The 24,315-nt window shown below is 67.5% G+C and carries 22 protein-coding genes; 9 read left to right on the top strand and 13 right to left on the bottom strand.

Going from position 1 to position 24,315, the window contains the following annotated elements; genetic code table 11:
* Window positions 1-65 precede the first annotated feature (65 nt).
* Window positions 66-989, bottom strand: coding sequence for a DMT family transporter (locus BM113_RS11210; RefSeq protein WP_089788038.1), 924 nt, complete (start codon window positions 987-989; stop codon window positions 66-68).
* Between the two features lie 282 nt (window positions 990-1,271).
* Here BM113_RS11210 and BM113_RS11205 point away from each other — a divergent pair, with 282 nt between their 5' ends.
* Window positions 1,272-1,721, top strand: coding sequence for a universal stress protein (locus tag BM113_RS11205; protein ID WP_089788037.1), 450 nt, complete (start codon window positions 1,272-1,274; stop codon window positions 1,719-1,721).
* 78 nt (window positions 1,722-1,799) lie between these two features.
* Here BM113_RS11205 and BM113_RS11200 read toward each other — a convergent pair whose 3' ends face one another.
* Complete coding sequence (locus tag BM113_RS11200) at window positions 1,800-2,465, bottom strand: cyclase family protein (RefSeq protein ID WP_089788035.1); 666 nt, start codon at window positions 2,463-2,465, stop codon at window positions 1,800-1,802.
* A 102-nt stretch (window positions 2,466-2,567) separates the two neighbouring features.
* On the opposite strand from BM113_RS11200, the gene serB reads away from it, so the two are divergent.
* From serB to BM113_RS11185, 3 genes are all read left to right on the top strand, one after another.
* A complete protein-coding gene (gene serB / locus BM113_RS11195; protein WP_089788033.1) occupies window positions 2,568-3,218 on the top strand; it encodes a phosphoserine phosphatase SerB in 651 nt (216 codons plus the stop codon).
* Window positions 3,219-3,426: 208 nt separating this feature from the next.
* A complete protein-coding gene (locus BM113_RS11190; RefSeq protein ID WP_089788032.1) occupies window positions 3,427-3,807 on the top strand; it encodes a hypothetical protein in 381 nt (126 codons plus the stop codon).
* Window positions 3,808-3,944: 137 nt separating this feature from the next.
* Window positions 3,945-5,132: a hypothetical protein gene (locus BM113_RS11185; RefSeq protein ID WP_245758029.1), complete on the top strand. Its 1,188-nt coding sequence runs from the start codon at window positions 3,945-3,947 to the stop codon at window positions 5,130-5,132.
* Window positions 5,133-5,198: 66 nt separating this feature from the next.
* Here BM113_RS11185 and metX read toward each other — a convergent pair whose 3' ends face one another.
* On the bottom strand, window positions 5,199-6,398 hold the full coding sequence (metX, locus tag BM113_RS11180) for a homoserine O-acetyltransferase MetX (protein WP_089788028.1): 1,200 nt from the start codon (window positions 6,396-6,398) through the stop codon (window positions 5,199-5,201).
* A 1-nt stretch (window position 6,399) separates the two neighbouring features.
* Window positions 6,400-7,803 carry an O-acetylhomoserine aminocarboxypropyltransferase/cysteine synthase family protein gene (locus BM113_RS11175; protein WP_089788027.1) on the bottom strand — a complete coding sequence of 468 codons (1,404 nt, stop codon included), beginning with the start codon at window positions 7,801-7,803 and terminating at the stop codon, window positions 6,400-6,402.
* A 129-nt stretch (window positions 7,804-7,932) separates the two neighbouring features.
* Between BM113_RS11175 and BM113_RS11170 the strand changes: the two genes are divergently transcribed.
* Window positions 7,933-9,240, top strand: a complete 1,308-nt coding sequence (locus BM113_RS11170) for a glycosyltransferase family 87 protein (RefSeq protein ID WP_089788025.1) — start codon at window positions 7,933-7,935, stop codon at window positions 9,238-9,240.
* Between the two features lie 26 nt (window positions 9,241-9,266).
* Here the strand turns inward: BM113_RS11170 and BM113_RS11165 are convergent, their stop codons facing one another.
* Together BM113_RS11165 and BM113_RS11160 are read right to left on the bottom strand one after the other, a co-directional pair.
* Complete coding sequence (locus tag BM113_RS11165) at window positions 9,267-10,763, bottom strand: TrkH family potassium uptake protein (RefSeq protein WP_089788024.1); 1,497 nt, start codon at window positions 10,761-10,763, stop codon at window positions 9,267-9,269.
* 194 nt (window positions 10,764-10,957) lie between these two features.
* On the bottom strand, window positions 10,958-11,227 hold the full coding sequence (locus BM113_RS11160) for a DUF8028 family protein (protein ID WP_089788023.1): 270 nt from the start codon (window positions 11,225-11,227) through the stop codon (window positions 10,958-10,960).
* A gap of 269 nt (window positions 11,228-11,496) precedes the next feature.
* Here BM113_RS11160 and hisB point away from each other — a divergent pair, with 269 nt between their 5' ends.
* Entirely contained in the window at window positions 11,497-12,090 is a 594-nt protein-coding gene (gene hisB, locus BM113_RS11155; RefSeq protein ID WP_089788021.1) for an imidazoleglycerol-phosphate dehydratase HisB, read from the top strand.
* Here the strand turns inward: hisB and BM113_RS11150 are convergent.
* Entirely contained in the window at window positions 12,087-13,445 is a 1,359-nt protein-coding gene (locus BM113_RS11150) for a glycosyltransferase family 2 protein (protein WP_089788019.1), read from the bottom strand. The two genes, hisB and BM113_RS11150, sit on opposite strands and share 4 nt — an antisense overlap.
* Before the next feature lie 103 nt (window positions 13,446-13,548).
* Window positions 13,549-14,427, bottom strand: a complete 879-nt coding sequence (locus BM113_RS11145; RefSeq protein WP_089788018.1) for a hypothetical protein — start codon at window positions 14,425-14,427, stop codon at window positions 13,549-13,551.
* A 165-nt stretch (window positions 14,428-14,592) separates the two neighbouring features.
* Here BM113_RS11145 and BM113_RS11140 point away from each other — a divergent pair, with 165 nt between their 5' ends.
* Entirely contained in the window at window positions 14,593-15,096 is a 504-nt protein-coding gene (locus tag BM113_RS11140; RefSeq protein ID WP_007141496.1) for a TrpY family transcription regulator, read from the top strand.
* 3 nt (window positions 15,097-15,099) lie between these two features.
* Here the strand turns inward: BM113_RS11140 and BM113_RS11135 are convergent, their stop codons facing one another.
* The gene (locus BM113_RS11135; RefSeq protein WP_089788016.1) at window positions 15,100-15,540 is read right to left on the bottom strand and encodes a DUF7522 family protein; all 441 of its coding nucleotides are present in this window, start codon (window positions 15,538-15,540) and stop codon (window positions 15,100-15,102) included.
* 157 nt (window positions 15,541-15,697) lie between these two features.
* Here BM113_RS11135 and BM113_RS11130 point away from each other — a divergent pair, with 157 nt between their 5' ends.
* Window positions 15,698-16,330 carry an IMPACT family protein gene (locus BM113_RS11130; protein WP_089788014.1) on the top strand — a complete coding sequence of 211 codons (633 nt, stop codon included), beginning with the start codon at window positions 15,698-15,700 and terminating at the stop codon, window positions 16,328-16,330.
* A gap of 74 nt (window positions 16,331-16,404) precedes the next feature.
* Here BM113_RS11130 and BM113_RS11125 read toward each other — a convergent pair whose 3' ends face one another.
* From BM113_RS11125 to BM113_RS11110, 4 genes are all read right to left on the bottom strand, one after another.
* Window positions 16,405-17,253 (bottom strand): hypothetical protein, encoded by an 849-nt coding sequence (locus BM113_RS11125; protein ID WP_089788012.1) that lies wholly within the window; start codon window positions 17,251-17,253, stop codon window positions 16,405-16,407.
* A 69-nt stretch (window positions 17,254-17,322) separates the two neighbouring features.
* Complete coding sequence (locus BM113_RS11120) at window positions 17,323-20,052, bottom strand: TRAP transporter permease (protein ID WP_089788010.1); 2,730 nt, start codon at window positions 20,050-20,052, stop codon at window positions 17,323-17,325.
* On the bottom strand, window positions 20,049-20,753 hold the full coding sequence (locus BM113_RS11115; protein WP_089788009.1) for a DUF1850 domain-containing protein: 705 nt from the start codon (window positions 20,751-20,753) through the stop codon (window positions 20,049-20,051). The genes BM113_RS11120 and BM113_RS11115 overlap by 4 nt, the downstream gene beginning before the upstream one ends.
* A gap of 135 nt (window positions 20,754-20,888) precedes the next feature.
* Window positions 20,889-21,920 carry a TAXI family TRAP transporter solute-binding subunit gene (locus BM113_RS11110; protein WP_089788007.1) on the bottom strand — a complete coding sequence of 344 codons (1,032 nt, stop codon included), beginning with the start codon at window positions 21,918-21,920 and terminating at the stop codon, window positions 20,889-20,891.
* A gap of 190 nt (window positions 21,921-22,110) precedes the next feature.
* On the opposite strand from BM113_RS11110, the gene BM113_RS11105 reads away from it, so the two are divergent.
* The gene (locus tag BM113_RS11105; protein WP_089788005.1) at window positions 22,111-24,273 is read left to right on the top strand and encodes a S9 family peptidase; all 2,163 of its coding nucleotides are present in this window, start codon (window positions 22,111-22,113) and stop codon (window positions 24,271-24,273) included.
* Window positions 24,274-24,315: the final 42 nt, after the last annotated feature.

Here is a 24,315-nt window from a genome sequence, read left to right as displayed (position 1 = left end):
GTTCGGGCTAATGACGATAAATCGACCGCTTCGCTGTTCGGAGCGGTTCGACGCCGTCGGTTCGGTCAGAGGGTAATCAGCGCCGCACCGACCACGACCAGCACCGCGCCGACGACGACGCCCCTCGTCACCCGCTCGAGGTCGCGCAACAGCACCGCGGCGAACACGAGCGTAAACAGCGGCGCGGTCGCGACCAGCGGATCGACCATCGCGATCCGGCCCTCCTCGAGGCCGAGCGCGGCCATCAGCGAGAGCATCGCCACGGTCGTCAGCAGGCCGCTCCCCAGGAAGTAACGGTAGGAGGCGCGGGGCTTCTCGAGGACGTCCCGGCCCCCGACGGCGGCCACGTAGGCGACGAGCGCGATCAGTCCCGCGGTCTCGTTGATCGTCACGGCCTCGAGCGCCGACAGCGGCGTCTCGAGCATCCCGTACCTGCGGGCGACGTTCGCGACGGCGAAGGTGACCGCGGCGGCGATCGGCCACAGCAACTCGCGGGGCTGCCACCCCGAGAGGTCGCCGCCCTGCGAGGCGGTCAGCGAGGCGAGGCCGGCGACGAGGATCACGACGCCGACGCCGGTGACCGGGCCGAGCGGTTCGTTCAGGAAGACCAGCGCGATCAGGGTCGCGAACAGCGGGCGCGTGCTCAGGATCGTGCTGTTGAGGCTCGCGCCGACCTTGTCGACGCCGACGAAGATGGTGATTCGGCCCAGCGCGGTGCCGATCACGCCCGCGAACGCGAAGACGGCAGCCGTCTCGAGAGTCAGGCCCGTAAACGCCGACCGGCCATAGAGGAGCGCGATGACGAGCCAGTAGATCGACGAGTCGACGACCACGACGACCAGCGACGCCTGGACCGACCCGCCGCCGGCGGCCATCCCGCGCTTGTCGAAGATCGGGGCCAGCCCCCACAGGATCGCCGGGAGCAGGGCGAGCGCGAGAACCTCGAGGGTCGCGCTCGACTCGACCCCGAGGGCGAGTGGGCCGGTCATCGCGGCGGACCACCCGTCGTTCCCCTCCGTCCGGTGGCTTCGCCGAGCGATCTCCGCAGGCGATGTGGGTGCCAGCTGACCCTCGGTCGGGGCCGCCGGCTAGACGGCCTCGAGGGCGTCGTCGGATCGCGTCGTCGCGACTCGTCCATCGATCGTCCGAGTCTGGGTACGGAACCGGGGAGAGCGTTGCGGTTGCGGCGAGTACGCTCGAGTCCACCCTCGAGTTATCATTGGATTGGAACGACGGCTACCGTTATTTACGCCGGGAGCGTACCCTCTCGTATGTACGACCGTATCCTGCTCCCGACGGACGCCGAAAAGGGGACCGAACAGGCGATCGAACACGCCATCGCCGTCGCGGACCACGCCGATGCGGAACTGCACCTGCTGTACGTCGTCGACAGCGACGTCTACGGCTCCTACACCGGCGACGAGTACGTCCACGAGTTCGAGGGCCTCGAGTCCGCCCTCGAGCAGGAGGGCGAGGACGCGCTCGAGGCGGCCGCGGAATCGGCCCGTGAGGCCGGCCTCGAGTCGAAGACGGTCGTACGCCACGGCTCGCCCCACGAGGAGATCATCGACTACGCCGAGGAGGGCGACGTCGACCTGATCGTCATGGGGTCGAAGGAGCGCTCGGGCGAGTACCGTCGGCTGCTCGGCAGCGTCACCGACCGCGTCGCGCGACTGGCCTCGCGTCCGGTAACGATCGTCAAGACGCCGGTCGAGGAGTAACGTACGCTTCGACTGCGAGGTTTTCCGGCCGATCGGGCTTTCGGCTATTCGGGCTTTCGGGTTTTCGGGCTACTCTGGCTACTCGAGCCCCGCAACCGCCCGCACGGGTGCGCCATCGCCCTCTCGCAGCGGCAGCGGAAACGCGTAGAGGGTAAACCGGTCGGGGAGCCCCGCGAGGTTCGTCAGGTTCTCGAGGATCGGCAGGTCCGCCCCCAGGAGTTCCCGGTGGGCGGGGAAGCCGTCGGGTTCGTCCGCCGGTTCGACGTCGGTCGACGTGGGCGACGGCGTCGGATCCGGGCTCAGCGTATCAGTCGCCACGCCACAGCCGGCTTCCCTGAGCAGGCTCGCCGCCTCCGGCGCGAGGTACGGATGATCGCGGTACGCGTCGGTATTCCAGTAGGCGTCGTGGCCGGTTCGGATCACCAGCAGGTCCACCGAGTCGTCGACCTCGAGGGCGTCCACTATCGCTTCGGCTCCGATCCGCTCGCGTGGCTCGCAGGGCGAGACGTCGACGAACCGGGCGTCGAAGACGTACTCGCCGACGTCGCGGGCCTCGAGCGTGTCGCCGTCGGGTTCGGTGTGTGCCGGCGCGTCGATGTGGGTCCCGGTGTGGCTCCCACAGTGAAGTTCCCGGACCGCGACGCCGTCCTCCGGGATCGTCGCGGCCCGCGAGACGTCGACTGCGGGGTCGCCGGGAAACGTCTGCATCCCGGATTCGATCGGCTGGGAGAGGTCGCGGTACATACACCCCGGTTCGGCGCCGGACTCGAAGTAGCTGTGGTCGGCGGGGCGGCAAAACGCGGTGGAACCTGAACTGGTTTATCCCGTCGCTCACAACCTCCGACGATGACAGTCGTCGCCTTCGACTTCGACGGGACGCTTTCCGACTCGGAGATGACCGTCCTGCTCGGCGACCGCCGGGGCGTCGCCGACGACATGGCCGCGATCACTGAACGTGCAATGAACGACGAGATCGGCTACGCCGAGAGCCTGCGGGAACGCGCGGCCCTGCTGGAGGGGCTGCCGGCAGAGGACGCCCACGCCGCCTTCGACGAGGTCGAACTCCGCGAGGGCGCGGCCGACCTCGTCGCCGACCTGAACGACGCGGGCGTCACCACGGCGATCCTCACCGGCGGGTTCGAACGCGGCGTCGCGGCCGCCCTCGAGCGCGAGGGCGCGTCGGTCGACCACATCGTCTCGAACCGCCTTCCAATGAGCGAGGCCGGGACCGAACTGACCGGCGAGGTCGAGGGGCCGCTGATCGAGGGCACCAAGGACGACGCCCTCGAGGAACTGGCTGCCGACGTCGGCGTCGACCTCGCCGATACCGTCGCGGTCGGCGACGGGGCCAACGACCTGCCGATGCTCGAGGTTGCGGGCCTCTCGATCGGGTTCGAACCGAAGCCGGCCGTCGAACCCGCCTGCGACGTCGTCGTGAACTCCATGGACGAAGCCCGTGAGACGCTCGTCGAGGAGGGCGTCCTCGTGGACGACTGACAGGTCGCTGGAACGACGGCACGACCGCTCTTCTAATGACCAATTATCGGAGCACCTCGATCGGAAACAGCCTCGAGCCGGCCGTCTTCCCGGTTCTCTCCGCGCCCACGTCACCCGTCCGAACGGTCTTCTCGAGGGAACTGTCCGGTCTAACTGCCGATTTCGCGACCGAGCGAGTTATTAACTCAAGACCGAGTAAGTAGTTTTGATGATGTGGCAAGACCTCGTGTTCCTGATCGGCAGCAGTCTCTCGGTGGTATTTTTGGCACCGACGCTTCGTGACTCGGACGCCTGCGTTCCGCTCGGAACGAGCGTCCCGTCGATGACGATCGGGTACGTCTACTCCCTGACGTTCGCGACGCTCGGTATGACCTTCTCGGCGACGGGTTCGTTCACCGCCGGATCGATGTGGGCGCTGATCGCACTGTTCCGATCCCCCGGCGCACAGTCCTGGATGCTCACCCGGCGCGAGGAGATGGCCCTCTTCGTTCTGGATACCGCCCGCTGGGCGAAGCGACGTGCGACCGGTTCGGACCCGCTCGAGCAGTACGAGATCGATCGCCCGGCCTACGATCAGGCGGCCGACTGATCCGATTTCGGGTTCTCCGCTCTCTCGCTTTTCCCGCGCGAATGGGTTCCCTGACCGCTTTTCTCCCCCTCGTATTGGGCGTATGAAAATATCATCGGCGAATAGATTTATTGTTACCTGTTCACCAGTACCGCTGTATGTCACGGTTGGCTACGGTCGGAAAGGTACTCATTATCGGGGGATTGCTCGCACTGGCTTTCGGCACCACCGCAGGGGGTGTCGGCGGCCCTGAAGCCGCTTCGTTGCTCGTCTTCGGGGCGTTGCTGGTCGGACTGAGTCGATTCGACGTTTCGTTGCCCGGCGTGAAGAGCCAACTCGCGCTCGACCGTCAGGACGTCGTCGCGTCGACGGACTGGTCGCGGATCGGGAAGTACACGCTCCGGAGCTCGTTCGGGAGCGCACTCGCCGTGTCCGGCGGCGTGCTGTTCGTCCTCTCGCTCGCTTTACAGGAGTTCTCACAGGCGGGCCTGTGGGCGGCCGTCGCGGCGGCCGGGGTCGTCGTCCAGGCCGTTTCCTGGCGGTTCGCCCACGAGATCGAGGCCGATCGAACGCACACGATCTCGGTTCGGTCGCCGGACGTGTTCTCTCTGCACTCGTTTCACATCGCGGTCCGACAGCGAGCCGAGGATCTGGGGTATCGGATCGTCACGAACGCGTCGCCGGCCGAAAGCGGGTCGCAGTCGCCGATCGACGACGACGTACTCCACGCCAAGGGCGGATTCAAGGCCCGAAAGCGTCCGATCGAGGACGCGAAGCCGCTCGCGTCGGAACTCAACGATCCCTACGCCGAACGGCTCCTGACGGTGACGACGCTCGGCGTCTTCGCGCTCTCGCTCGGAATCCTCGTGTTCTCCGTCGGCGACGAACTGGCCGAGAGCCTGCCGATCCTCGGAATTCCGCTCGCCCTGTTCGGGGTCGCGGTAATCGCCTACGACTACGTCACCCGTACTCGAGAGTGGGGCGAACTCTACTGCGTCGAGGAAGGGACGGCCTACGCCACGCGGACGAACGAGTACGCCGACGACGTCCTCGAGGGCGTCGAGTACAGCGTCGATCCGTCGATCTCCTCGCCGGCGACCGGCGCGGTCCTCTCGGTGACCGTCGGCGCGAAGTGCACCTCCCTCTACGACGAGGACCGACTCGAGTCGGACTTCGAGAAACTGGCCGAGGCGGTCGAAACCGCGGCCGCTGAGTTCCAGTCGAACGCGCTCGGCGAGAGCGCGGACGAGGGTCCGACGGTGCTCACGCACACGGAACCGGGGACCGGCGGCCGGAGCGGGGAGACCGAGTCCGACTCCGACTCCGCAGCCGTCGGCCGGGAGTGAGGTCACACGAACGGGAGCAGTAGAGTCGTAGAGGCGTTTTCTCGTCTTGCGTCGGTTCCGTCCGTCTCAGGCGGAAAAGAGGCTCGCGTGTACCGGCGCGAAGTCGTCTTCGTCGGGGTCGTCCGTGTCGACGATCGCTCGGGCCGACAGCCCCTCCTCGAGCAGGCCCGACAGCGGCGGGCCGACCTTCTCGGGTTCGACCAGGAAGGCGTCGTGGCCGTGGTCGGAGTCGACGACGTGGTGGGCGACGTCGACGCTCGCCTCGCGGGCGGCCCCGGCCAGTGACTCGGACTGTTCGACGGTGAAGTGCCAGTCGCCGGTAAAGGAGAGCATCAGGAGTTCCCCCTCGAAGGCTGCGAGCGCGTCCGCATCGCTCTCGTAGCCCGCAGAGAGGTCGAAGTCGTCCATCGCGCGGGTCAGGTAGAGGTAGCTGTTAGCGTCGAACCGGTCGACGAACTTCTCGGCCTGGTAGTCGAGGTAGGACTCGACCTCCCGATACGGAAAGAACGCGGCCGCGGGATCCGGCGGCTCCTCGCGGACGGTCTCTCGACCCGCCGATCGGCGGCCGAACTTCCGGGCCATCGAGGCCTTCGAGAGGTACATGATGTGGCCGATCTGGCGGGCGCGGGCGAGGCCGTCCTCCGGCTCCGGGCCGCCGTAGTAGTGGCCGCCCGCCCAGTTCGGATCGCTGGTAATGGCTCGCCGGGCGACGGTATCGAGCGCGAGACACTGCGCGTCGAGCCTGGCGGCGGCGGCCACGACGGCGGCGCGCTCGAGGTCGTCGGGGTAGCGCCGGAGCCAGTCCAGGACGTTCATCCCGCCGACGCTGCCGCCGACGACGGCGTGTAGGCGGCCGACGCCGAGTTCGTCGAGCAGTTCGCGCTGGGCGCGGGTCCAGTCGCCGACCGTAACCGGTGGGAAGTCGGTGCCGTAGGGTTCGCCGGTCTCGGGGTTCTCGCTTGCGGGTCCGGTCGTCCCGTAACAGGAGCCCGGCACGTTCGCGCAGACGACGTAGTACTCGGTGGTGTCGATCGCTTTCCCGGGGCCGACGACGTCGCCCCACCACGCGCGGGCCTGTCCCGCGGTGTCGTCGTCGGCGTCCGGCCGGCGGGCGACGTGGGAACTTCCGGTCAGGGCGTGACAGATCAGCACGGCATTGTCGCCCGTGAAGTCGCCGTACGTCTCGTAGGCCACCTCGAGCGACGGGATCGATTCGCCCGAGCGGAACTCGAACTCGCCGAGGTCGACCGTGTCTCTGGCGGTCACGTTACTCCCCCTCCTCGCTCGGGCGTGTTGACGGTTCTGAATCGCCGCTCGCTCGCGTCGCCTGCGTCGCCCGATCGATCGCCTGCTCGAGGTCGGCCAGAATGTCTTCGGGGTCCTCGATTCCCACCGACAGCCGGACGAGGTCGGGCGTGACGCCCGCCTCCTTCTGCTCTTCCGGCGATAGCTGGCCGTGGGTCGTGCTCGCGGGGTGGGTGACCAGCGTCTTCGCGTCGCCGATGTTCGCGAGGAACGAGGCCAGTTCCACGCTCTCGCAGAACGTCTTCCCCGCCTCGTAGCCGCCGCGGGCGGACGTCTCCCCGTCCCCGCCGCCGGTTTCGAGCCCGAACGCGATCATCCCGCCGAAGTCCTCGAGGTATCGGGCGGCGTTGTCGTGAGTCGGGTGGCTCTCGAGGCCGGGGTAGGTGACCCACGCGACGTCGTCGTGATCCGCGAGGTAGTCGGCGACGATGGCGGCGTTCTCGCAGTGTTTCTCGACGCGCAGCGGCAGCGACTCGAGTCCCTGCAGCGTCTGCCAGGCGTCGAACGGGGACTGCTGGTTGCCGAGCGTCCGCAGCGACCGGTATCGCGCCGCGGCCGCGAACGGGGCCTCCGGGAAGTCCCGCGAGAAGTCGACGTCGGGGTAGGCGTGGTTCTGTCCAGCGAGTTCGTCGTAGCCGTGTTCGCCCCAGGGGAACGACCCGCCGTCGACGAGGACGCCGCCGATCGTCGTCCCGGAGCCGTGGAGCCACTTGGTCGTCGACTCCCAGACGACGTCGGCCCCGTGCTCGAGCGGGCGACAGAGCGCCGGCGTCGCGAAGGTGTTGTCGACCACGAGCGGGACGCCGTGATCGTGGGCGAGGTCGGCGAGGCGTTCGAAGTCGGGGGTGACCAGCGACGGGTTGCCGACCGTCTCGACGTGGACGAACGCGGTGTCCTCGTCGATCGCTGCCTCGTAGGCGTCGTACTCGAGGGTGGGGACGAACCGCGGCTCGATGTCCCGCCGGGTCGCGGTCGTCGAGAGGTAGGTGGTCGTCCCGCCGTAGGTGTCGGTCGAACAGACGACGTTGTCGCCGGCCGTCGCGAGGAGCAACGTTGCCGCGTCCAGCGCCGCCATCCCGCTGCCCGTCGCGACCGCGCCTGCCCCGCCCTCGAGTGTCGCGAGGCGCTTCTCGAGGGCCCGAACCGTCGGGTTCGCGATCCGGGAGTAGATGTAGCCGTCGTCCTCGAGGGCATATCGCGCGGCGGCCGTGTCGGCGTCCTCGAAGACGTAGGAGGTGGTCTGGTGGATCGGCGTCGCCCGCGCGCCGGTCGCCGGATCCGGTCCCTGACCGGCGTGTACGCTCCGTGTCCCGAACCCTCGGCTGGCCGGGTCGGCGTCGTCCCCGTCGCTCGCGTCGTCGCTCATGTTTAGTACGCATACTCCTGCACGTGTATATGCGTCGTAGTAACGGCAAAATCCGCTGACCGTGGGTTCGACTGGCAAGGGGCCGGTTCCGATCGCTACACTGAAACGCCGTCCGCGTAACCCTCATGCGTGTCGCGACCCCCCGAACCGTCCGACGCCGCGGACGCTTCAGATGCCGACGTCGAGCGGGAGTCCGACCGCTCGAGGCCGACAGCGGGGGCTCGAGCCGTCCTCGCGAGTGGCATCCTGCTCGGTGTCGTCATGCTCGCCGTCCTCCTGACCGACCGCCGGCACATGCTCGCGGCCAACTTCGAGGTCTACCGGGTCGCCGCCGAGGCGGCCCTCGCCGGCGGCGACTTCTACGACGTCGCGCCCGAACGATTCCCCGAGTTCTACTACCTGTACCCCCCGATCACGATCGTCCCGTTCCTCCCGTTCGCCGCGGTCGGCCGGTGGTCCGGCTTCCTCGTTCACACTGCCCTCGAGATCGCGCTCGCGCTCGTCCTGGCGGCGCTGATCGTCCGCTGGATCGAGCGCCACCGCCCGCTCGCCGCGCTCGACCGCGCGCTGATCGCGGGGTTCGTCGTCGCGTCGATCCACTCCGTGCCGTCGCTCGTGTACGGGCAAGTCAACCTCCGGATGGCGCTTTCGGTGGGCGTCGGCCTGTTCCTGCTCGAGCGGGCTGTCGCAGCCGACGACTCTCGACTCGAGGGGCTCGCCGGCGTCGCGCTCGGAGCCGCGGCGCTGCTGAAGGTCTTCCCGGCCGCCGTCGGCGTCTGGCTCCTCCGCCTGCGGGCGTGGCTGGCCGTGGGAGCCGCGACCGCGACCGGCCTGGGCGGCCTCGCGCTGGGGGCCGCCGTTTTCGGTCTCGACCGCACTCGGACGTTCTTCTTCGAGGCCTTGCTCCCCCGGAGCGACGGCGAGGCGTTCGTCGGCGGCCTCGACCCGGCCGCGCCCTACGTGACGGTGCGGCGTCCGCTGTCCGTCTTCGTCGACCTCGAGCCGACGGCGCTGTCGGCGGTCGCCGCCATCGTTTTGCTCGTCCCGCTCGCGTTCGTCTACGCTGGTCCGCTCGAGACGCCGATCGATCGGCTCGTGGCCGCGCACGCGACCGTGCTCGCGGTTTTCGTCTTCTTCCCGTCGTTCCCTCTGTACTACGTAATCGCGTTCGCGACGCTGCTCCCGCTGCTGTACTTGCTCGAGGACCCCGCCGTACGGGGCCTGTTCCTCGGCGGCGCGGGGCTGGCGAACCTGGCGATCACGGCCGGGACGCTCGAGGACGTCGCGGCCGCAACACCGCCTGCGGTGGGGGAACCGCTGCTGGCGATCGGGACGCCGCTGCTGACGCTCGCGACGCCGATGCTCGTCGGCTGTCTGCTGATGCTCGCGGGGTGTATGCTGTATCGGTGCCGCCGGAACGGTCGACCGCTCGAGTGACTGCCCTCGCTCGAGACCGGAGCCGCTTACGATCGCCAGAACGCGGGCGTCAGCAGGACGAGCACGGGGATGATCTCGATGCGACCGATCCACATCATGACGATCATGATCGAGCGGGTCGTCGCCGGGAACCCGTGGTAGTTGTCCATCGGTCCGGCCATCCCGAACGCCGGGCCGATGTTGAGGAAGATCGAGGCCGCCGCGCTCAGTGCCTCGAACTCGGTGACCGCGGTCCCCGCACGGGCCGCGTCGACGACGATGACGACCGTCAGCAGGAAGAAGATGACGATGGCCAGCAGCACGTAGTTGAAAATGTCGTTGACCGTCTCCTCGTCGACGACCTCGCCGCCCAGCCGCAGCGGGCGTACCGCGTCGGGATGAACCGACGTGAAGAGATTCCGGCGAAACGTCTTCAGGACGACCAGCCAGCGCAGCGACTTGATCGAACAGGTCGTGCTCCCGGCCATCCCGCCGAGGAACATACACAGGAACAGCGCGTGTTTCGCGCCCGGGGTCCAGACGTTGAAATCGGTCGAGGCGTACCCGGTCGTCGTGATCATCGAAACCACGTTGAACAGCCCGTGGCGAACCGTCTCCTCGAGGCCCCTCGCGACGTCGGGATCGAACCAGAGGATCCCGACGACTACCGCGCCGAAGAACGCGATCGTTCCCAGGTAGAACCGGAGCTCTTCCGACTCGAGCGGGCGCTTGAACTCCCCCTGGGTGAGATAGTACAGCAACACGAAGTTCGTCGAGCCGACGACCATGAACGGGATGATCGCCCACTGGACGATCGGGGTGAAGGCCCCGACGCTCTCGCCTTGTGGCGAGAATCCGGCGGTAGCGACGCTCGTCAACGCGTGCGAGACGGCGTTGAAGAGGTCCATCTGGGGTGCCAAACCGAGCAGATGGAGCCCGTAGAGGACGGCGATCGCAAGCAGCGTGAGACCGACGTACAGCCCCCAGATCAGCCGTGCCGTCTCGGAGATCTGGGGGCGGAGTTTCCGGACGTTCTGTGTCTGGGTCTCGGTCTCCATCAGCTGGGCACCGCCGACCATCAGGTGCGAAAGCAGGCCGATGGCGACGATCAGGATCCCCAGCCCCCCGAGCCACTGGAGGAGCTGTCGCCACAGCAGTATCGACCGGTCGTGGATCGTAAAGTCCTCGAGGACGGTCGCGCCGGTGGTCGTCAGCCCGCTCATGCTCTCGAAGAGCGCGTCAACCGGATGGGCGATCGTTCCCGTGCCCGCGACGAAAAACGGAACGGCCCCGACGACGGCGACGCCGAGCCAGGTGAGCGCGACCATCAGGAACGACTCGCGCTGGCCGAGGTCACGGTCCGCTTTCAGCTGCTCGAGGGCGGCCCCGACGACGACCGTGATGGCGATGGCGACGAGGAACGGACGTGGATCGTCGCCGTCGAGCAACGCGAGGCCAAGCGGGGCTGCGAGCGGCACGGCCAGCCACCGCAGCATGGTACCCGTGAGGCTACAACTCGAGCGCCAGTCGACGCGAATCCTCATCGACTGTCCTGACCTGTGAGGGGGAGGCCCATAACAGATACGGTAACGACGCCGGTTACGGACGCAAACTGCCAGCTACCGGGCGTCGGGTGTCGGGTGTCGGCCACGGGAAGAAGCGCGCCGAGGAGCGAGGCGGACCGGTGGAGGGCTCGTCCGGGCGATGGTCCGATCCGGCCGTCTCCGGGCTCGTGACGTTACGACTGGTTGTAGCCGTGTCCGAGATACAGCGCGAGGACGTTCAGACCGAGCAACAGCAGGAAGGTCAGCGTCACGCTCGGGTCGCCCAGTCCCTGGGCGAGCAGGGGGACGTGGACGAACGGGAGGGCGATAGCGACCCAGAACGAGAGGAACTGTGCGGGGCCTTTCAGCGAGTGGACGATACGGCGGCGTCGGTCGTGCTGGCGGTCCGTTTCAGGGCCGGACGGACCGATCGATTCGTTCGAAAGCGGGGAGGGGTTCGACATCGGGATCACCTCTTCTCGATCACGACATTCATCCTGGAGAGGATATAAGGGGGTGAATATTGACTCGGTTTCGGTCCGTTTCACGTCATTAGCCGCCGGCCAACGTCGTTTCGCGGGGGTTTTAGAACGGCGTTAAAATTTTATAGAGCGATCTGCGGGCGTTTTCCGGTTTCGTCCTCGCTGTCGGGTCAGAACGGGCGAAGTCGGGAGCGGTACCCGCCGCCGGGGCGAGCGCAACCGCCTTGTACCGCGGGTCCGATCGGTTCGACATGAGCGACCACGATCGCACCGCGACCGTCACCCGCGAGACCGCCGAGACGGCGATCGACTGTACCGTGACGATCGACGGCTCCGGCGACGCCGACGTCGAGACCGGGATCGGTTTCTTCGATCACATGCTCGAGTCGTTCGCCAAACACGGCCTGTTCGACCTCGAGGTCGACTGCGACGGCGACCTCGAGATCGACGACCACCATACGGTCGAGGACGTGGCGATCGTCCTCGGGGAGGCGTTCGACGAGGCGCTGGGCGACCGTACGGGGATCGTCCGGTACGCCGACCGGCGGGTTCCCCTCGACGAGGCCGTCGCGGGTGCAGTGGTGGACGTCAGCGGGCGGCCCCGGTTCTACTTCGACGGGACGTTCTCACAGGAGTCGATCGGCGGGTTCACGAGCGACATGGCGCGTCACTTCGCCGAGTCGCTTGCGATGAACGCCGGCCTGACGCTGCACCTCGAGGTGACGGGTGAGAACGCTCACCACGAGGTGGAGGCGCTGTTCAAGACGCTGGCCCGGACGCTGGACGATGCGACGCGACTCGACGAGCGCCGAGGGGACACGCCGAGTACGAAGGGAGCGCTCTAGTCGAGCGGGCGGGCTCTATCCCCTTCCTGCTCCTGTTTCTGTTTCTGTTCATGTTCCTGTTCCTCGACCTCGTCCTCTCTCTCCACCTCCACCTCCACCTCCACTTTCCCCCCGGTTTCGCTCGCCTGCGGGCCCTCCCCGACGAGCGACTCGGTTCCATCGTGTGCCCGGATGTCGCCCCGCTCGAGGGCCGGATTGACCGTTTCGACCGTCTCGGGCGGTATCTTCTCGGTCACCTGAAATTCGGAGACGGGCGAGACGATGCCCCAGGCCGCGCCGGCCGCGTGGAGCACGACGGCCAGCGGCGTCGCGAGGAGAAACGCCGGCCATAGGTACGGCTCGAGTCGGTAGGCCCGGATTCCGAACCACATGAACACGACGAGCACGACCGCAAGCGCCGCCGAAATCCCGCCGAACGCTCGAGTGGGCAGCCCCGCCGTTCCCGTGTCGACGACGACGCCGAGAATCCAGATCAGGACGAGCGGCGAACAGGCCCACACGACCACCCGCGTCCCGTACAGCGGCCGGTACGAGAGCGGGAGGATACCGCCGTCCTGGAGCGAACCGGAGATCCAGCGCCGGCGCTGGCGGATCATTGCCGATATCGTGGGCGGGGCCTGGTTCCGGAACCGGGCGTCGACCACTCGAAACGAGAATCCCTTCTCGCGGGCCGCCCGCCAGACGAAGTTCGTATCCTCGGTGACGGTCCCGACGTCCCACCCGATCCGTTCCTCGAGGTCGCGTCGAATCGCGATGCCGCCGCCCCAGGCGTAGAGTGGGTATCGTAGCCGCGGAAACCCGAACTGCTCGAACTGGTAGCCGACGCGAAACACCTCACAGCAGTAGGTGAACCACGATCCGGTGTAGATCGGCAACTCCGTGAACTGGACGACGTCCGCGTCCGGAACGCCCGTGAAGTCGGTGACGATGGTGTCCTCGTCGAGGTAGAGGACGTACTCCTTCTCACACTGGAGCGTCCGGCTGGCCCACTCGAGCGCCCGGCCCTTGTTCGTCGCCTCGCAGTCGAACTCCTCGGGGACGACGTGGACGGTCGCCCCGCTGACGTCCATCGGCGCTTCGGCGATCACGTGGACGTCGTCGATAGCCGAGGGAACTGCGTCGACGGTTCCCTGAACCACCCGTTTGCCGTCGACCGTGAGGATGCGGACCTGGACGTCCTCGAGTCCCCATTCGAACGCCTCGGCGTCCCGGTCCCGGTCCCGATCCCGATTCCGCGAGAGCACGAATACCTCGTACAGCCACCACAGGGCCGAGAGGGCGTACAGCACGAACAACGTGCCGAGTAGAACGAGGAGAGTGATCGAGAGGGGTGACGAGAGGGTCGCGGTGTTCACTCCGCTTCCTAGGACCGTTCGGAAGTAGTGTCTTTTACCTAACGAGGATTGTCATGGCAGCAATCAAATCCTTCCTAAGAGCGGTTCTGCCGGGCCGAACCCGTTACGGTCGGCGGAGTTTCCCCCGGTGTTCCTCGAACTCCCCCTGTTCGATCGCGTGATCGACGATCGCCTCGACTTCGTCGCTCTCGAGGTCGTACGCGCCGGCGGCCAGCGCCTCGGCTTCGGACCGTTTCACGGGGAAATCGCGGTTGCGCAGCAGGCGGACGACCTTCGCGTAGGCCCTCGAGGGGCGGGTCGGGGTCGATTCCTCGTCGCTCGTGCCCGATGTCTCCGATGTCGCCGATGTCTCCGATGTCGATGCCGATTCCGATGCTGATGCCGATGCCTTCGTCTCTCCGGACTCGGACCCGTCACTCCCGCGCGCCCGGGTTTTCTCGCCGGCATCGGCTTCGACGCCCGTCTCGGCGTCAGTTCCCGTCGCGGATCGCTCCGGAATTCCGTCGTCACCGAACGTGATCTCCTCCTTGGCACTCGAGTCGGCCGTCGCGTCTGGGGTCGGGTCCTCGCTCGAGTCCGCTGTCCCGTCGTCGGCCGACCTCGTCTCGGTGCGGGTCGTCTCGGTCTCGACGGGACGAGCGGCCTCGAGTTCGGGAGGCGAGTCCGACCCGGAGCGGGAGCCGGCGCGCTCCGAGCGAGCGGGGTCGTCGGTGCCGCTCGAATCGCGGTCGGTCCGTGCTCGTTCCGTTTTCGCGTCGGTCGCGCCCGTGGTCGCGGTCGCGGAGCCTTCCTCCCCGCCCCCGCCCGCGGCACGGGCCAGCAGCGGCTCGAGCAGCACCTCGAGGCGGTCCTTGCACTCGGCACAGAGGACGACGCGGCGCTGTTCGTCCTCGGTCGGGGTCGGTTCGAGATCCCGCGGCAGCACCTCGAAAGTACCGGCGGCGTCGGCGTCACAGAAGTCACAGTTCCGGAGTGGTCGCATATCCTCCGGTGATGGCCGTCAAACTAATAAACGTCCGTCAGACGCGCCGTCTCCGTCCCCGCCCCCGCCCCCGCCCCCGCCGACCCGGGTCGAAACTCGAGGAACGGGCGCCGTCGGCATCAACCACCGACCATTATACCGTTGCACACGTACACTCGGCAACGAATGTTCGACGAGATCATGGAGAAGTTCGAGGGCTCCCCGAGCCAGCAGGCGGTCATCCGGCTACTGCTCGAGCGGGGCTTCTCCGTCAACGACGACGGGCGGGTCGTCTCCGGCGGCATCGAGATCCCGAACACCGGAATCGCCCGCGAGATCGACGTCGATCGCCGCGTCGTCGACTCCACGACCGACGTCATCCTCGAGGATCCCGAACTGCGGCGCATCTTCCAGAACATCTCGCAGGTGCCCAGCCTGATGGACCTTGCGCCGGTGCTCGACCTGACGGTGCTGTCGATCGCGGTCGACGACCCCGAACGGGAGGGGATCGTCGCCGGTATCACGGGGACGCTCGCCGACAACGGCATCTCGATCCGCCAGACGATCAGCGAGGACCCGGAGTTTACCGACGAACCGCGGCTCTACCTGATCACCGACGAGGACCTGCCCGGCGACGTGATCACCGAACTTCGCGACCTCGATTTCGTTCGGAAAATCGAGATCCAGTGAGCGCTACTCGTCCGAATTCCAGTTCTGGCCGGAGTTCGGACTCGAGGCCGGGTTCGCCGTCCCTGCGCTCGAGCCCGCGTCTTCGAGCACCGTCGTGAGCGTGCTGGCCAGTTCCTCGAACCGCTCGATCGACATGGAATCGGTCGTCACCCAGACGCCGTGGTCGCCGCGGATGACCCGCGTCAGGTAGCCGTTCTCGAACATCCTGATCGTCGCCTCGTAGTCGCCGAGTTGGGTGTTCCGGTATGCCGACTGGGCCCGGAAGCCGACGCGTTCGTGATCGGCGAACCCGACCAGGTCGGCGGTACGCTCGAGATCCGATCGCAGATACACCTGTTCGACCTCGTCTTCGGTGAAATACGTGATGCTCCGGAGTTCGTCGCCGACGGCGGTCCGACAGGCGGACAGCAGTTCGTCCATGAGTTCGTCGTCGACCGCGGACATATTCGTTCGAATATACTGGCGCGAGCGGCAATAGCGTATGGGGTGGTTCCACACCGCCGGGCGACCGACGGGCTCTTTTCCCGTTCCGGTCAACTACCGATATGTTCGTTCCCGGACTCGAGGCCGGATCGCGGTCCGTGTCGGCAGGTGAGCGGCCGTGACCGATGGCGACGCCGACGGCGACGGCGACGCGTACCGGACCGTCGCCGACCCCGCGACCGCCGAGTTCGTCGTCCAGGGCTCCGAGTTCCTCGGCCACGTCCGCCCCGTCGACTCCGTCGAGGCCGCCGAGTCGTTCGTCGACGCCGTTCGGGCGGAGTACGACGACGCCACGCACAACGTTCCCGCCTACCGCGTCCGGGCCGACCCCGCGGGCGAACTCCTGCGGGAGTACTCGAGCGACGACGGCGAACCCTCCGGCTCGGCGGGCAAGCCGGCACTGAACGTCCTCGCACAGCGCGACCTCGAGAACTGCGCGGTCGTCGTGACGCGCTACTACGGCGGGACGAACCTCGGGGTCGGGGGACTCGTCCGGGCCTACTCGAAGGCGGTGAAAGACGCGGTCGATGCGGCCGGCGTCGTCGAGGAGCGACCGCACGAGACGGTCACCGTCACGGTCGAGTACGACGATTCCGGCACCGTCCGGGGGGTCCTCGAGAGCGAGGGCTACGAGTTCGAGGCCGACTACGAGGCGGACGTCACCTTCCACGTGCGGGTGCCGATCGCCGAGGCGGAGGCACTTCGGGATCGGCTGCGCAGCGCGACCAGCGGGCGCGTGGACCTCGCCTAGGGATAGACGGCCCGAGAGACGGGAGACGGGAGACGGGAGACGAGAGACGGGAGACGATGGGCCCGCTCTCGCAGTTACCCGATCCGGTCCACGAACCGCTCGCTCGCGGCGAGGACCGCGTCGGGATCCTCGAGGTCGTCGCGGTCGAACCGAACGTCGAAGAGCCCGCGCTCGAGGACGAGTTCCCCCTCGCGCAGACGGGCGTGATCGACGTCGTCCCAGCGGACGAGGGTTGCCGTGTACGGCCGTCGCTCGACCAGCCCGACGTCGTGGACGCGGAGTTCGGGCTCGACGCCAGTCCCGGGCGAGCGGAGCCGGCCCTCGACGAGACCGCTGACGACCCAGAGGACTCCGAGACCAGCCCAGACGACCGCCCAGAGGCCGTCCCCGCCGAGCGCGTTGATTCCGGCCAATAGCACCCAGAGAACGAGGAGCACGGCGTCGAGCACCGGTCGACGCGGCGGCGTCCACCGACAGGTCGCGTGGGGCTCGCCGACGACGGTGTCGACGTATCGCGTCGTCGCGGCCGCGGTCAGGACGAGGGTGACGACGGTGATCGCGACCCCCGAGAGGAGGGCGACGACGCCGGTGACCTCGGGAAGACGACCGAGACCTGCGGCGAGGCCGACGGCTGCGAACGGGACCGCCGGCAGGAAGGCCCCGATTCGACGGCGACGACTACGCCCCAGTCGCTTCGAGAGCGGCGACACGCGCCGCGAGAGAAAAAGTCCCGAGACGGTGCCGACGCCGAGCGCGACCACAGCGAGCGCGAGGACGCGAAACGCGTTCGATCCGTCGGCTGCCGTCGCGATCGTGGCGGCGGTACTCGAGAGGACCACGCCGGCGTAGACGGCGGCGAGTCGGGCGACGACTCCGTCACGGGCTGGGTCGTCGCCCGCATCGGACGGGGAGGCCGCGGACATCAACGGCGAGTTCGGGGGCGACGTGGAAATAGCTTGTCACGTCGGGCCGGTCGGGCCGGCGGTATGCGCTCAGACGTCGCCGGCTGCCGGCGTCGACACGTCCGCGTCGGCGCTCGTGGGGCTCTCGCGGGACCGGTTCCGGTAGGTGAGTCCGACCAGCATAGCCAGCCCGACCCCCCGAAGCGAGGCCGTGATCGTGAAGATCGTCAGCGCCGAGGGGATGCCAAGCAAGCCGAGCAGCCCTTCGACGATCAGTAGGGGTATCTCCGGCACCATCAGCAGGATCGAGGAAAGCGAGTAGAGCCCGCGCTCGAGGGAGTCGACGTCGGCGTACTGGTAGCCGATGATCGTCACGCCGAGCGCGTAGACGCCGAGGAACATCCCGACGACCGGGACCAGAACCTCGCTGGTGAAGAACCCGACGTCGGCGACGTCGCTCCAGCCGATGACCTCGCCGTCGCGAACGAGCAGGATGCCCGGCGAGAAGACGAACGCGAACGGGACGAGGATCTTGTTCAGCGAGAGCAGGAACGCGGTCGTCGCCGTCTTGAGCTCCTCGGCCTTCGCGACGCCGGCTGCGGCGAAGGCGGCGACAGCGACCGGCGGGGTGACGTCCGCCATCAGGCCGAAGTAGAGGACGAACAGGTGTGCCGCGAGGACGCCGATGCCGGCGTCGACCAGCGGCGTCTCGAGCATCGCGACCAGGATGATGTACATCGCGGTCGTCGGCATCCCCATTCCGAAGAGGATCGCCGCGATCCCGGTCAGCGTGAGCAAGGCGAGCATCGATCCGCCGCTGATCGCGCCGATGAGCGCGGCGAGGTTCGGCCCGAGCCCAGTGACGCTGATGACTCCCGGCACGATCCCTGCCGCGGCGACGGCGACGACGACGGTCGTCGCGGTCCGTGCGCCCGAGTCCATCGACTTCAGGATGAAGGTGCCAAAGCGGTACGCGGTGTGACTCGACAGCGACGGCCGGTCGACGGCCGACGCCCCCGCTCGAGCCGCCTCGTCGACGTCGTCGTCGAGCTCGAGCAGCGGCGAGTTCGAACTCCGGGTGGCGAGCAGGAACGCGAGGCTGACGAGGATGATGATGGTTCCGAGGTCGGAGGCCGTCGCCACGGCGGCCTCGCCGATCGAGTACGGTTCGGCAGCGACGCTGCTTGCGCCGACGGCCGCCCGCACGGCGTCGACGACGCCGGCCCCGGTCGTGAGGTACGCGGCGGCCTGGAAGAGCGAGAGGACGGTAATCGTTCCCACGAGTGGGGCTCGCGTGCGCTCGTTGTAGGCGGCGACGACCGCAATGAGCGCGACGATCGAGACGATCGTGTACCAGCCGGCCCGGTTGACCGAGAACCGAGCGATCACCAGGAAGTACAGCAGGAGAACGATCGGTACGAGGTAGAACCAGCCCGTTCGGAGGCTCTCGAGGGCGTCGGGGAGTTCCTCCCGTGAGAGGCCGCCGATCCCGCCACGGGCCGCCTCGAAGTGGACCATAACCCACATCCCGAAGAAGAAGGCGATCGCCGGCAGGGTCGCGGCGATGATCACTTCAGCGAAGGGCGTTCCGGTGAGTTCCATGATGAGGAACGCCGCCGCACCCATCACCGGCGGGAGGATCTGTCCACCCGAGGAGGCGGAGGATTCGACGGCCCCGGCGAATTCGGGGGTGTAGCCCGACCGCTTCATCAGCGGGATCGTGAACGCGCCCGTGGTGACGGTGTTGGCGATCGACGACCCCGAGAGCATCCCCATGAAGCCGCTCGAGACGACGCTGGCCTTCGCGGGGCCGCCTTTCTTGGTCCCGGTCAGCGAGTACGCGAGGTCGATGAACCACTTGCCCGCGCCGCTCATCTCGAGGAAGGCCCCGAAGAGGATGAAGATGTAGATGAAGCGGACGCTGACGGAGACGGGAGTACTCATCACGCCGGCTTCGGTGGTGAACCAGAGGTTGTAGACGATGTTCCCCCAGGATTCGGGCTGGATCGAGAGAACGCCGAGAGCGGAGTCCCGCGGGACCAGGTACCCCCAGCGGGCGTAGACGATGAACCCGGCGACGAGGCCCATCAGCAGGCCGCCCAGCGCACGGCGGGTCGCCTCGAGGACCAGCAGGATGCCGAGCACGCCGACCACGAACGCGTAGGAGGTCTCGTGGAACGGACTCCCGACGGCCGCAAGCCCCGTGACGAGCGTCTCGAGTCCCGGCAGCCACGGGTAGACCTCCTGGACCGGCGGCGTCGAGTGGATGCCGAAGACGGCGGCGTTCCGGATCTGGTCGAAGTTGCCCACGACGTACACCGCCGGGAGCAGGGACAGCACCAGCAGGAGGACGTCCAGCGGCGTGATCCGGTTCAGCGACGGGTCGACCGCGAGCCAGCGCACGACGTCGCCGAGTCGCTCGGTCGCTCGCGTGACCGGGCTGTCGGCCCCGAACAGGTCTCGAGCGGCGGGTTCGATCGCGCCGAGCCGGCGGGAAAGGGGGCCGTCGCCCCGGGTCGGCGGGTACAGCAGAAAGGCGAGCACCAGCGCGAACGTGACGTGGATCGTAAAGACTTGCAGCGGCTGTAACGAGACGAGACTGACCTCGCCGGCGACCGGGAGGGTAAATTCGAACTGGTAGCCGCGTGCGGCGATCCACATCTGGAACGCCGAGAAGGTAACACCGACCAGGGCGACGAAGATCGCCGTCAGCCCTCGATGGGTGCGGTTACGTTCGACTTCCTGGAGAACGTCCTCGGTTTCTTCCTCGGGGAGTCCGTCGTCCGAGAGCGAGTCCGTATCGCGAGTATCCGTGCTCATGGTACGATATAGTGTAGTGGATCAGGGTTCGACTGCGAGGCTGGATCGAGAGTAGGTGCGAGTATCGACAGCGGTTCCGCGAGTGATATCGTGGCCCGAGCGCCGGCAGTTTCGAGAACGCCGCCGTCGCTGCCGGTGTCCGTCGCGACGGTCGCCTCCCCCGGAACGTTCGCGGAACTGCCGGACCACGGGACCGGGACCGGGACCGCGTCGGCGAGCGACCGGTCGGCAACGGAGAGTACGACCGGCCCGTCGGTCCGTTCGACCAGGTCGTAGCGTTCGTCTCCGACGATCAGTTCGTGGCCGGCGATCTCCCCCGGCACGACGTTGAGCCGTTCGTAGGTGCCGTCCGGATAGACGACGAACCCGTCGTCGGTTTCCTCGATGTCGGCGTCCGACGGGAGCCCCGCCCCGTGGGAGACGAATACCATCCGGTCCATCCGGAGCGCGCCGTCCTCGACGACGTAGATATCCTCGACCGGCGTCTTCTCCACGCTATGCATGTACGAAATCGTCACCTCGGTCCCTTCGTCGACTGGAACCTCGAGGACGCGGTCGCCGCCGTCGGCGTGTTCGACCACGAGGGTCGCGTCGGCGGTCAGTGCCGTCCCGACGCCGACGACGACGCCGGCGAGGAGAGCCGTCGCTCCCAGTAACGCAAGGAAAACGACTGCAGTTCGTCGGTGAATCGCTCGAGTCACGGTCGAGATCGGGCGTGAGCGTGAAATCGAAACTGTGCCGGCACGATCGAGCGCTCGACTGCTCGCGTCGCCGGCCCGGTCGTTCGGTGCTCGGTCCGAAACGAGTGGAGTCGGGTCGCGGTCCGGAACCGATCGTTACCCGAAGTACGCTTCGGCGCCGGAGTGGAGATCGATCGGCATGCCGTCCTGTGCGGAGTCGGCGTCGATGAACTCCTCTTTCTGGGTGATCTGGTCGGTGTTCTCGAAGATCGCCGTCGTCACTTCTTCGACGACGCCTTCGTCGACCCCTTCGTGGGTGGCGATCATCGCCTGGACCGACACCGTCTCGATGTCGTCGTCGATGCCGTCGTACGTGCCGCCGGGAATCGTGTCCTCGGCGAACCACTCGGCGTCGCCCATGACGGCCTCGCGGACGTCGCCCGAGATCTCGACGATCGAGATGTCCTCGGTCGTCGCGAGTTCCTCGACGGAGCCGACGGGCCACCCGCCGACGACGAACGCGGCGTCGACGTCGCCGTCGCGGATCTGGTCCGCGGCGGTGTCGAAGTCGCCGTTCTGCTCGTTGAAATCACCCTCTTCGATGCCCGCGCTCTCGAGGATCTGCAGGGCGTTGACCTGGGTCCCGCTCCCCAGGTCGCCGGTGTTGACCGTCGTGCCCTCGAGGTCCTCGATGGTCTCGATGCCGGAGTCGCCCTGCGTGAGGACGTGGATCGTCTCGGGGTACAGCGTCGCGACGCCGCGGAGGTTCTCGACGGGCTCGCCCTCGAACTGGTCGAGGCCGGTGCCGTTGAACGCGAAGTAGCCGATGTCGTTCTGGATCAGCGCGAACTCGGCCTCTTCGCGGGCGAGACTGCCGACGTTCTCGACGCTCGCGCCGGTCGACTGGACCTGCAGTTCGTGGGGCGTCTCGGCGTCGACGATGCTCTTGAAGTCGCCCGAAAGCGGGTAGTACGTCCCGCCGGTACCGCCGGCGTGCCAGGAGAGCACCTGTCCTTCTCCGTCGGCGCCGTCGTCTCCGTCGTCTCCGTCGGCGCCGTCGTCTCCGTCGTCCCCGTCGGGGTCTTCTTCGTCCTCGACCGCGTCTTCGCCGATACAGCCGGCCAGTCCGGTCAGTCCGGCAATCCCGGTCGCTGCGACGAATTTACGCCTGTTAATGTGTTTCACCATATCTCTATACTATTAGACAATAAGGTATTAATAGCTTCGATTCGACACCGTTCGAAACCATATACTGGTGATATATTAGCAGGTAGTCTCCGAAAGACTTGTTCGAATTGTGGTAACTATTTTTACAGCAGTTCCGGAACGCCGTTGGGGGGACCGAAACCTATAGTCGGCCCCGCCGTCGTTCTCCGCTATGGACAGGATCGATGCTAGCGATTATCACGACATCGTTCATGCCGAGGAACCGCGGGTCTCGCCGGACGACGAGCGGGTCGCCTTCGTGCGCCGCGAACCGGACGACGAGGAATCCTACGGCGCGACGATCCACGTGGTCCCCGTCGGCGGCGACGAGCCGACGCAGTTCACCGTCAGCGAAGGCGTCGACGGTCAGCCCCGCTGGAGCCCCGACGGCGACCGACTCGCGTTCGCCAGCACGCGCGGCGAGAGCGACCGCCAGCAGCTGTGGATTCTCCCCACGACCGGCGGGGAGGCCCGCCGCGTCACCGGCGTCGTCGGCGGGATCGCCGACCTCGAGTGGAGTCCGGACGGCTCCCGGCTGCTCTTCACCCAGCAGGTAGCCGCCGAGGACCGCGAGACGCGCCGCGACTACGCCGTCGACCCCGACTTCGATCCCGAAGAGCCCGATCCGCGGGTCGTCGACCGGATGGTCTACCGCGCCGCGACGGAGTACTTCGACGGCCGCCGAAGCCACGTCTACGTCCTCGACGTGGAGGCTGCCCTTGAGGCCGACGACGAGGTATTACACGGCGAGGTCGGCGATCTGGACGAGGAAAACGACGAGAACGATGCGAACGACGAAAACGACGAGAGCGACCCCGTCGACCCCGACGACCATCCCATCACCCGGCTAACCGACGGCGACGAGGATTACATCGCGCCCACGTGGGGCGACGACGGGACGGTCTACTACGCCTCGAAAACCGCGGAAGAGGACGAGCACCCGGACGACTCGCTCACGTACGAACTGTACGAGCACGACCTCGAGAGCGGCGAGGCGACGGCGTTCACGGAGACCACGGGGTGGGTCGACTCGCTCGAGGCGACGGCCGACGGCCGGGTCGCGTTCCCGTACACGCCGGAGGAGAACGCATCGATGCGCCAGACCGAGATCACGGTCCACGACCGCGAGGACGGAACGGAGGTCACGCCGACGGAGCCGCTGGATCGAACCGTCGGCCACAACTGTGCGTTCCGCCTCGATCCCGCGGGCGAGTCGCTGTACTTCACCACGCCCGACGAGGGCTCGCGGGTCCTCTGGACGGTCCCGATCGACGGGAGCGACGACCCCGCGCGGATCTACGGCGAGGGCGTCACGATCGAGGACTTCTCCGTCGGCGAGAACGCGATCGCCTACGTCCAGAGCGAGTGGGACCACCCCGGCGACGTCTTCCTCTCGACCCGCGGCGGCAACGAGGTCACCCGGTTGACCCGGGTCAACGACGACTACCTCTCGGATCGGGCCGTCCGCCAGCCCGAGGAGATCCGGTTCGAGAGCGACGGAACCGAGATCCAGGGCTGGGTCCTGACGCCGCCGGAGTTCGACGCCGACGCGACCGACGAGGAGTACCCGCTGGTCGTCGAGATCCACGGCGGCCCCCACGCCCAGTGGACGACCGCGGGGACGATGTGGCACGAGTTCCAGACGCTCGCGGCCGAGGGGTACGTCGTCTTCTGGTGTAACCCGCGGGGCTCGACGGGTTACGGCGAGGACCACGCGACGGCCATCGAACGTGACTGGGGCGAGGTCACCCTCACGGACGTTCTGGCAGGCGTCGAGGCGGTTTGCGAACGGGACTACGTCGACGAGGACGAGCAGTACGTCACGGGCGGCAGCTTCGGCGGGTTCATGACCGCCTGGACGGTCGCGCACACGGATCGGTTCGAGGCCGCCGTCTCCCAGCGGGGCGTCTACGACCTCACGAGTTTCTACGGCTCGACGGACGCGTTCAAACTCGTCGAGGGGGACTTCGACACTACCCCCTGGGAGGAACCCGAGTTCCTCTGGGAGCAGTCGCCCGTCGCCCACGTCGACGAGGTCGACACCCCGACGCTCGTGCTCCACTCCGACCGGGACTACCGGACGCCGGCCAACACCGCCGAACTGTTCTACATCGGCCTGCAGAAACACGGCGTCGACACCCGGCTCGTCCGCTACCCGCGCGAGGGCCACGAGCTCTCCCGCTCGGGCGAACCCGGGCACGTCGTCGACCGACTCGAGCGGATCGTCCGCTGGTTCGACGGCTACTCCGACTACACCGAGGCGCCGCCGGCGCTCGAGCGCGACCGGAACGCGGGCCTCTCGAGCGCGCAAGAGGACGACGGCGGGGAAGAGTAGACTCCGACGACCGACTCGACGATCCCCGTCGGGATCCGCCTA

It is taken from the genome of Natronobacterium haloterrestre (assembly GCF_900112205.1).
In the GTDB taxonomy this organism is placed as follows: domain Archaea; phylum Halobacteriota; class Halobacteria; order Halobacteriales; family Natrialbaceae; genus Natronobacterium; species Natronobacterium haloterrestre.
The sequence above is the reverse complement of the archived record's forward strand: the minus strand, read 5'-3'. Positions and strand labels throughout refer to the sequence as shown.

Excerpts from the sequence above, each read along its gene's own strand:
- BM113_RS11210 (WP_089788038.1), bottom strand. The coding sequence starts at position 989 with ATGACCGGCCCACTCGCCCTCGGGGTCGAGTCGAGCGCGACCCTCGAG.
- BM113_RS11205 (WP_089788037.1), top strand. The coding sequence starts at position 1,272 with ATGTACGACCGTATCCTGCTCCCGACGGACGCCGAAAAGGGGACCGAA.
- BM113_RS11200 (WP_089788035.1), bottom strand. The coding sequence starts at position 2,465 with ATGTACCGCGACCTCTCCCAGCCGATCGAATCCGGGATGCAGACGTTT.
- serB (WP_089788033.1), top strand. The coding sequence starts at position 2,568 with ATGACAGTCGTCGCCTTCGACTTCGACGGGACGCTTTCCGACTCGGAG.
- BM113_RS11190 (WP_089788032.1), top strand. The coding sequence starts at position 3,427 with ATGATGTGGCAAGACCTCGTGTTCCTGATCGGCAGCAGTCTCTCGGTG.
- BM113_RS11185 (WP_245758029.1), top strand. The coding sequence starts at position 3,945 with ATGTCACGGTTGGCTACGGTCGGAAAGGTACTCATTATCGGGGGATTG.
- BM113_RS11175 (WP_089788027.1), bottom strand. The coding sequence starts at position 7,803 with ATGAGCGACGACGCGAGCGACGGGGACGACGCCGACCCGGCCAGCCGA.
- BM113_RS11165 (WP_089788024.1), bottom strand. The coding sequence starts at position 10,763 with ATGAGGATTCGCGTCGACTGGCGCTCGAGTTGTAGCCTCACGGGTACC.
- BM113_RS11160 (WP_089788023.1), bottom strand. The coding sequence starts at position 11,227 with ATGTCGAACCCCTCCCCGCTTTCGAACGAATCGATCGGTCCGTCCGGC.
- hisB (WP_089788021.1), top strand. The coding sequence starts at position 11,497 with ATGAGCGACCACGATCGCACCGCGACCGTCACCCGCGAGACCGCCGAG.
- BM113_RS11145 (WP_089788018.1), bottom strand. The coding sequence starts at position 14,427 with ATGCGACCACTCCGGAACTGTGACTTCTGTGACGCCGACGCCGCCGGT.
- BM113_RS11140 (WP_007141496.1), top strand. The coding sequence starts at position 14,593 with ATGTTCGACGAGATCATGGAGAAGTTCGAGGGCTCCCCGAGCCAGCAG.
- BM113_RS11135 (WP_089788016.1), bottom strand. The coding sequence starts at position 15,540 with ATGTCCGCGGTCGACGACGAACTCATGGACGAACTGCTGTCCGCCTGT.
- BM113_RS11125 (WP_089788012.1), bottom strand. The coding sequence starts at position 17,253 with ATGTCCGCGGCCTCCCCGTCCGATGCGGGCGACGACCCAGCCCGTGAC.
- BM113_RS11120 (WP_089788010.1), bottom strand. The coding sequence starts at position 20,052 with ATGAGCACGGATACTCGCGATACGGACTCGCTCTCGGACGACGGACTC.
- BM113_RS11110 (WP_089788007.1), bottom strand. The coding sequence starts at position 21,920 with ATGGTGAAACACATTAACAGGCGTAAATTCGTCGCAGCGACCGGGATT.
- BM113_RS11105 (WP_089788005.1), top strand. The coding sequence starts at position 22,111 with ATGGACAGGATCGATGCTAGCGATTATCACGACATCGTTCATGCCGAG.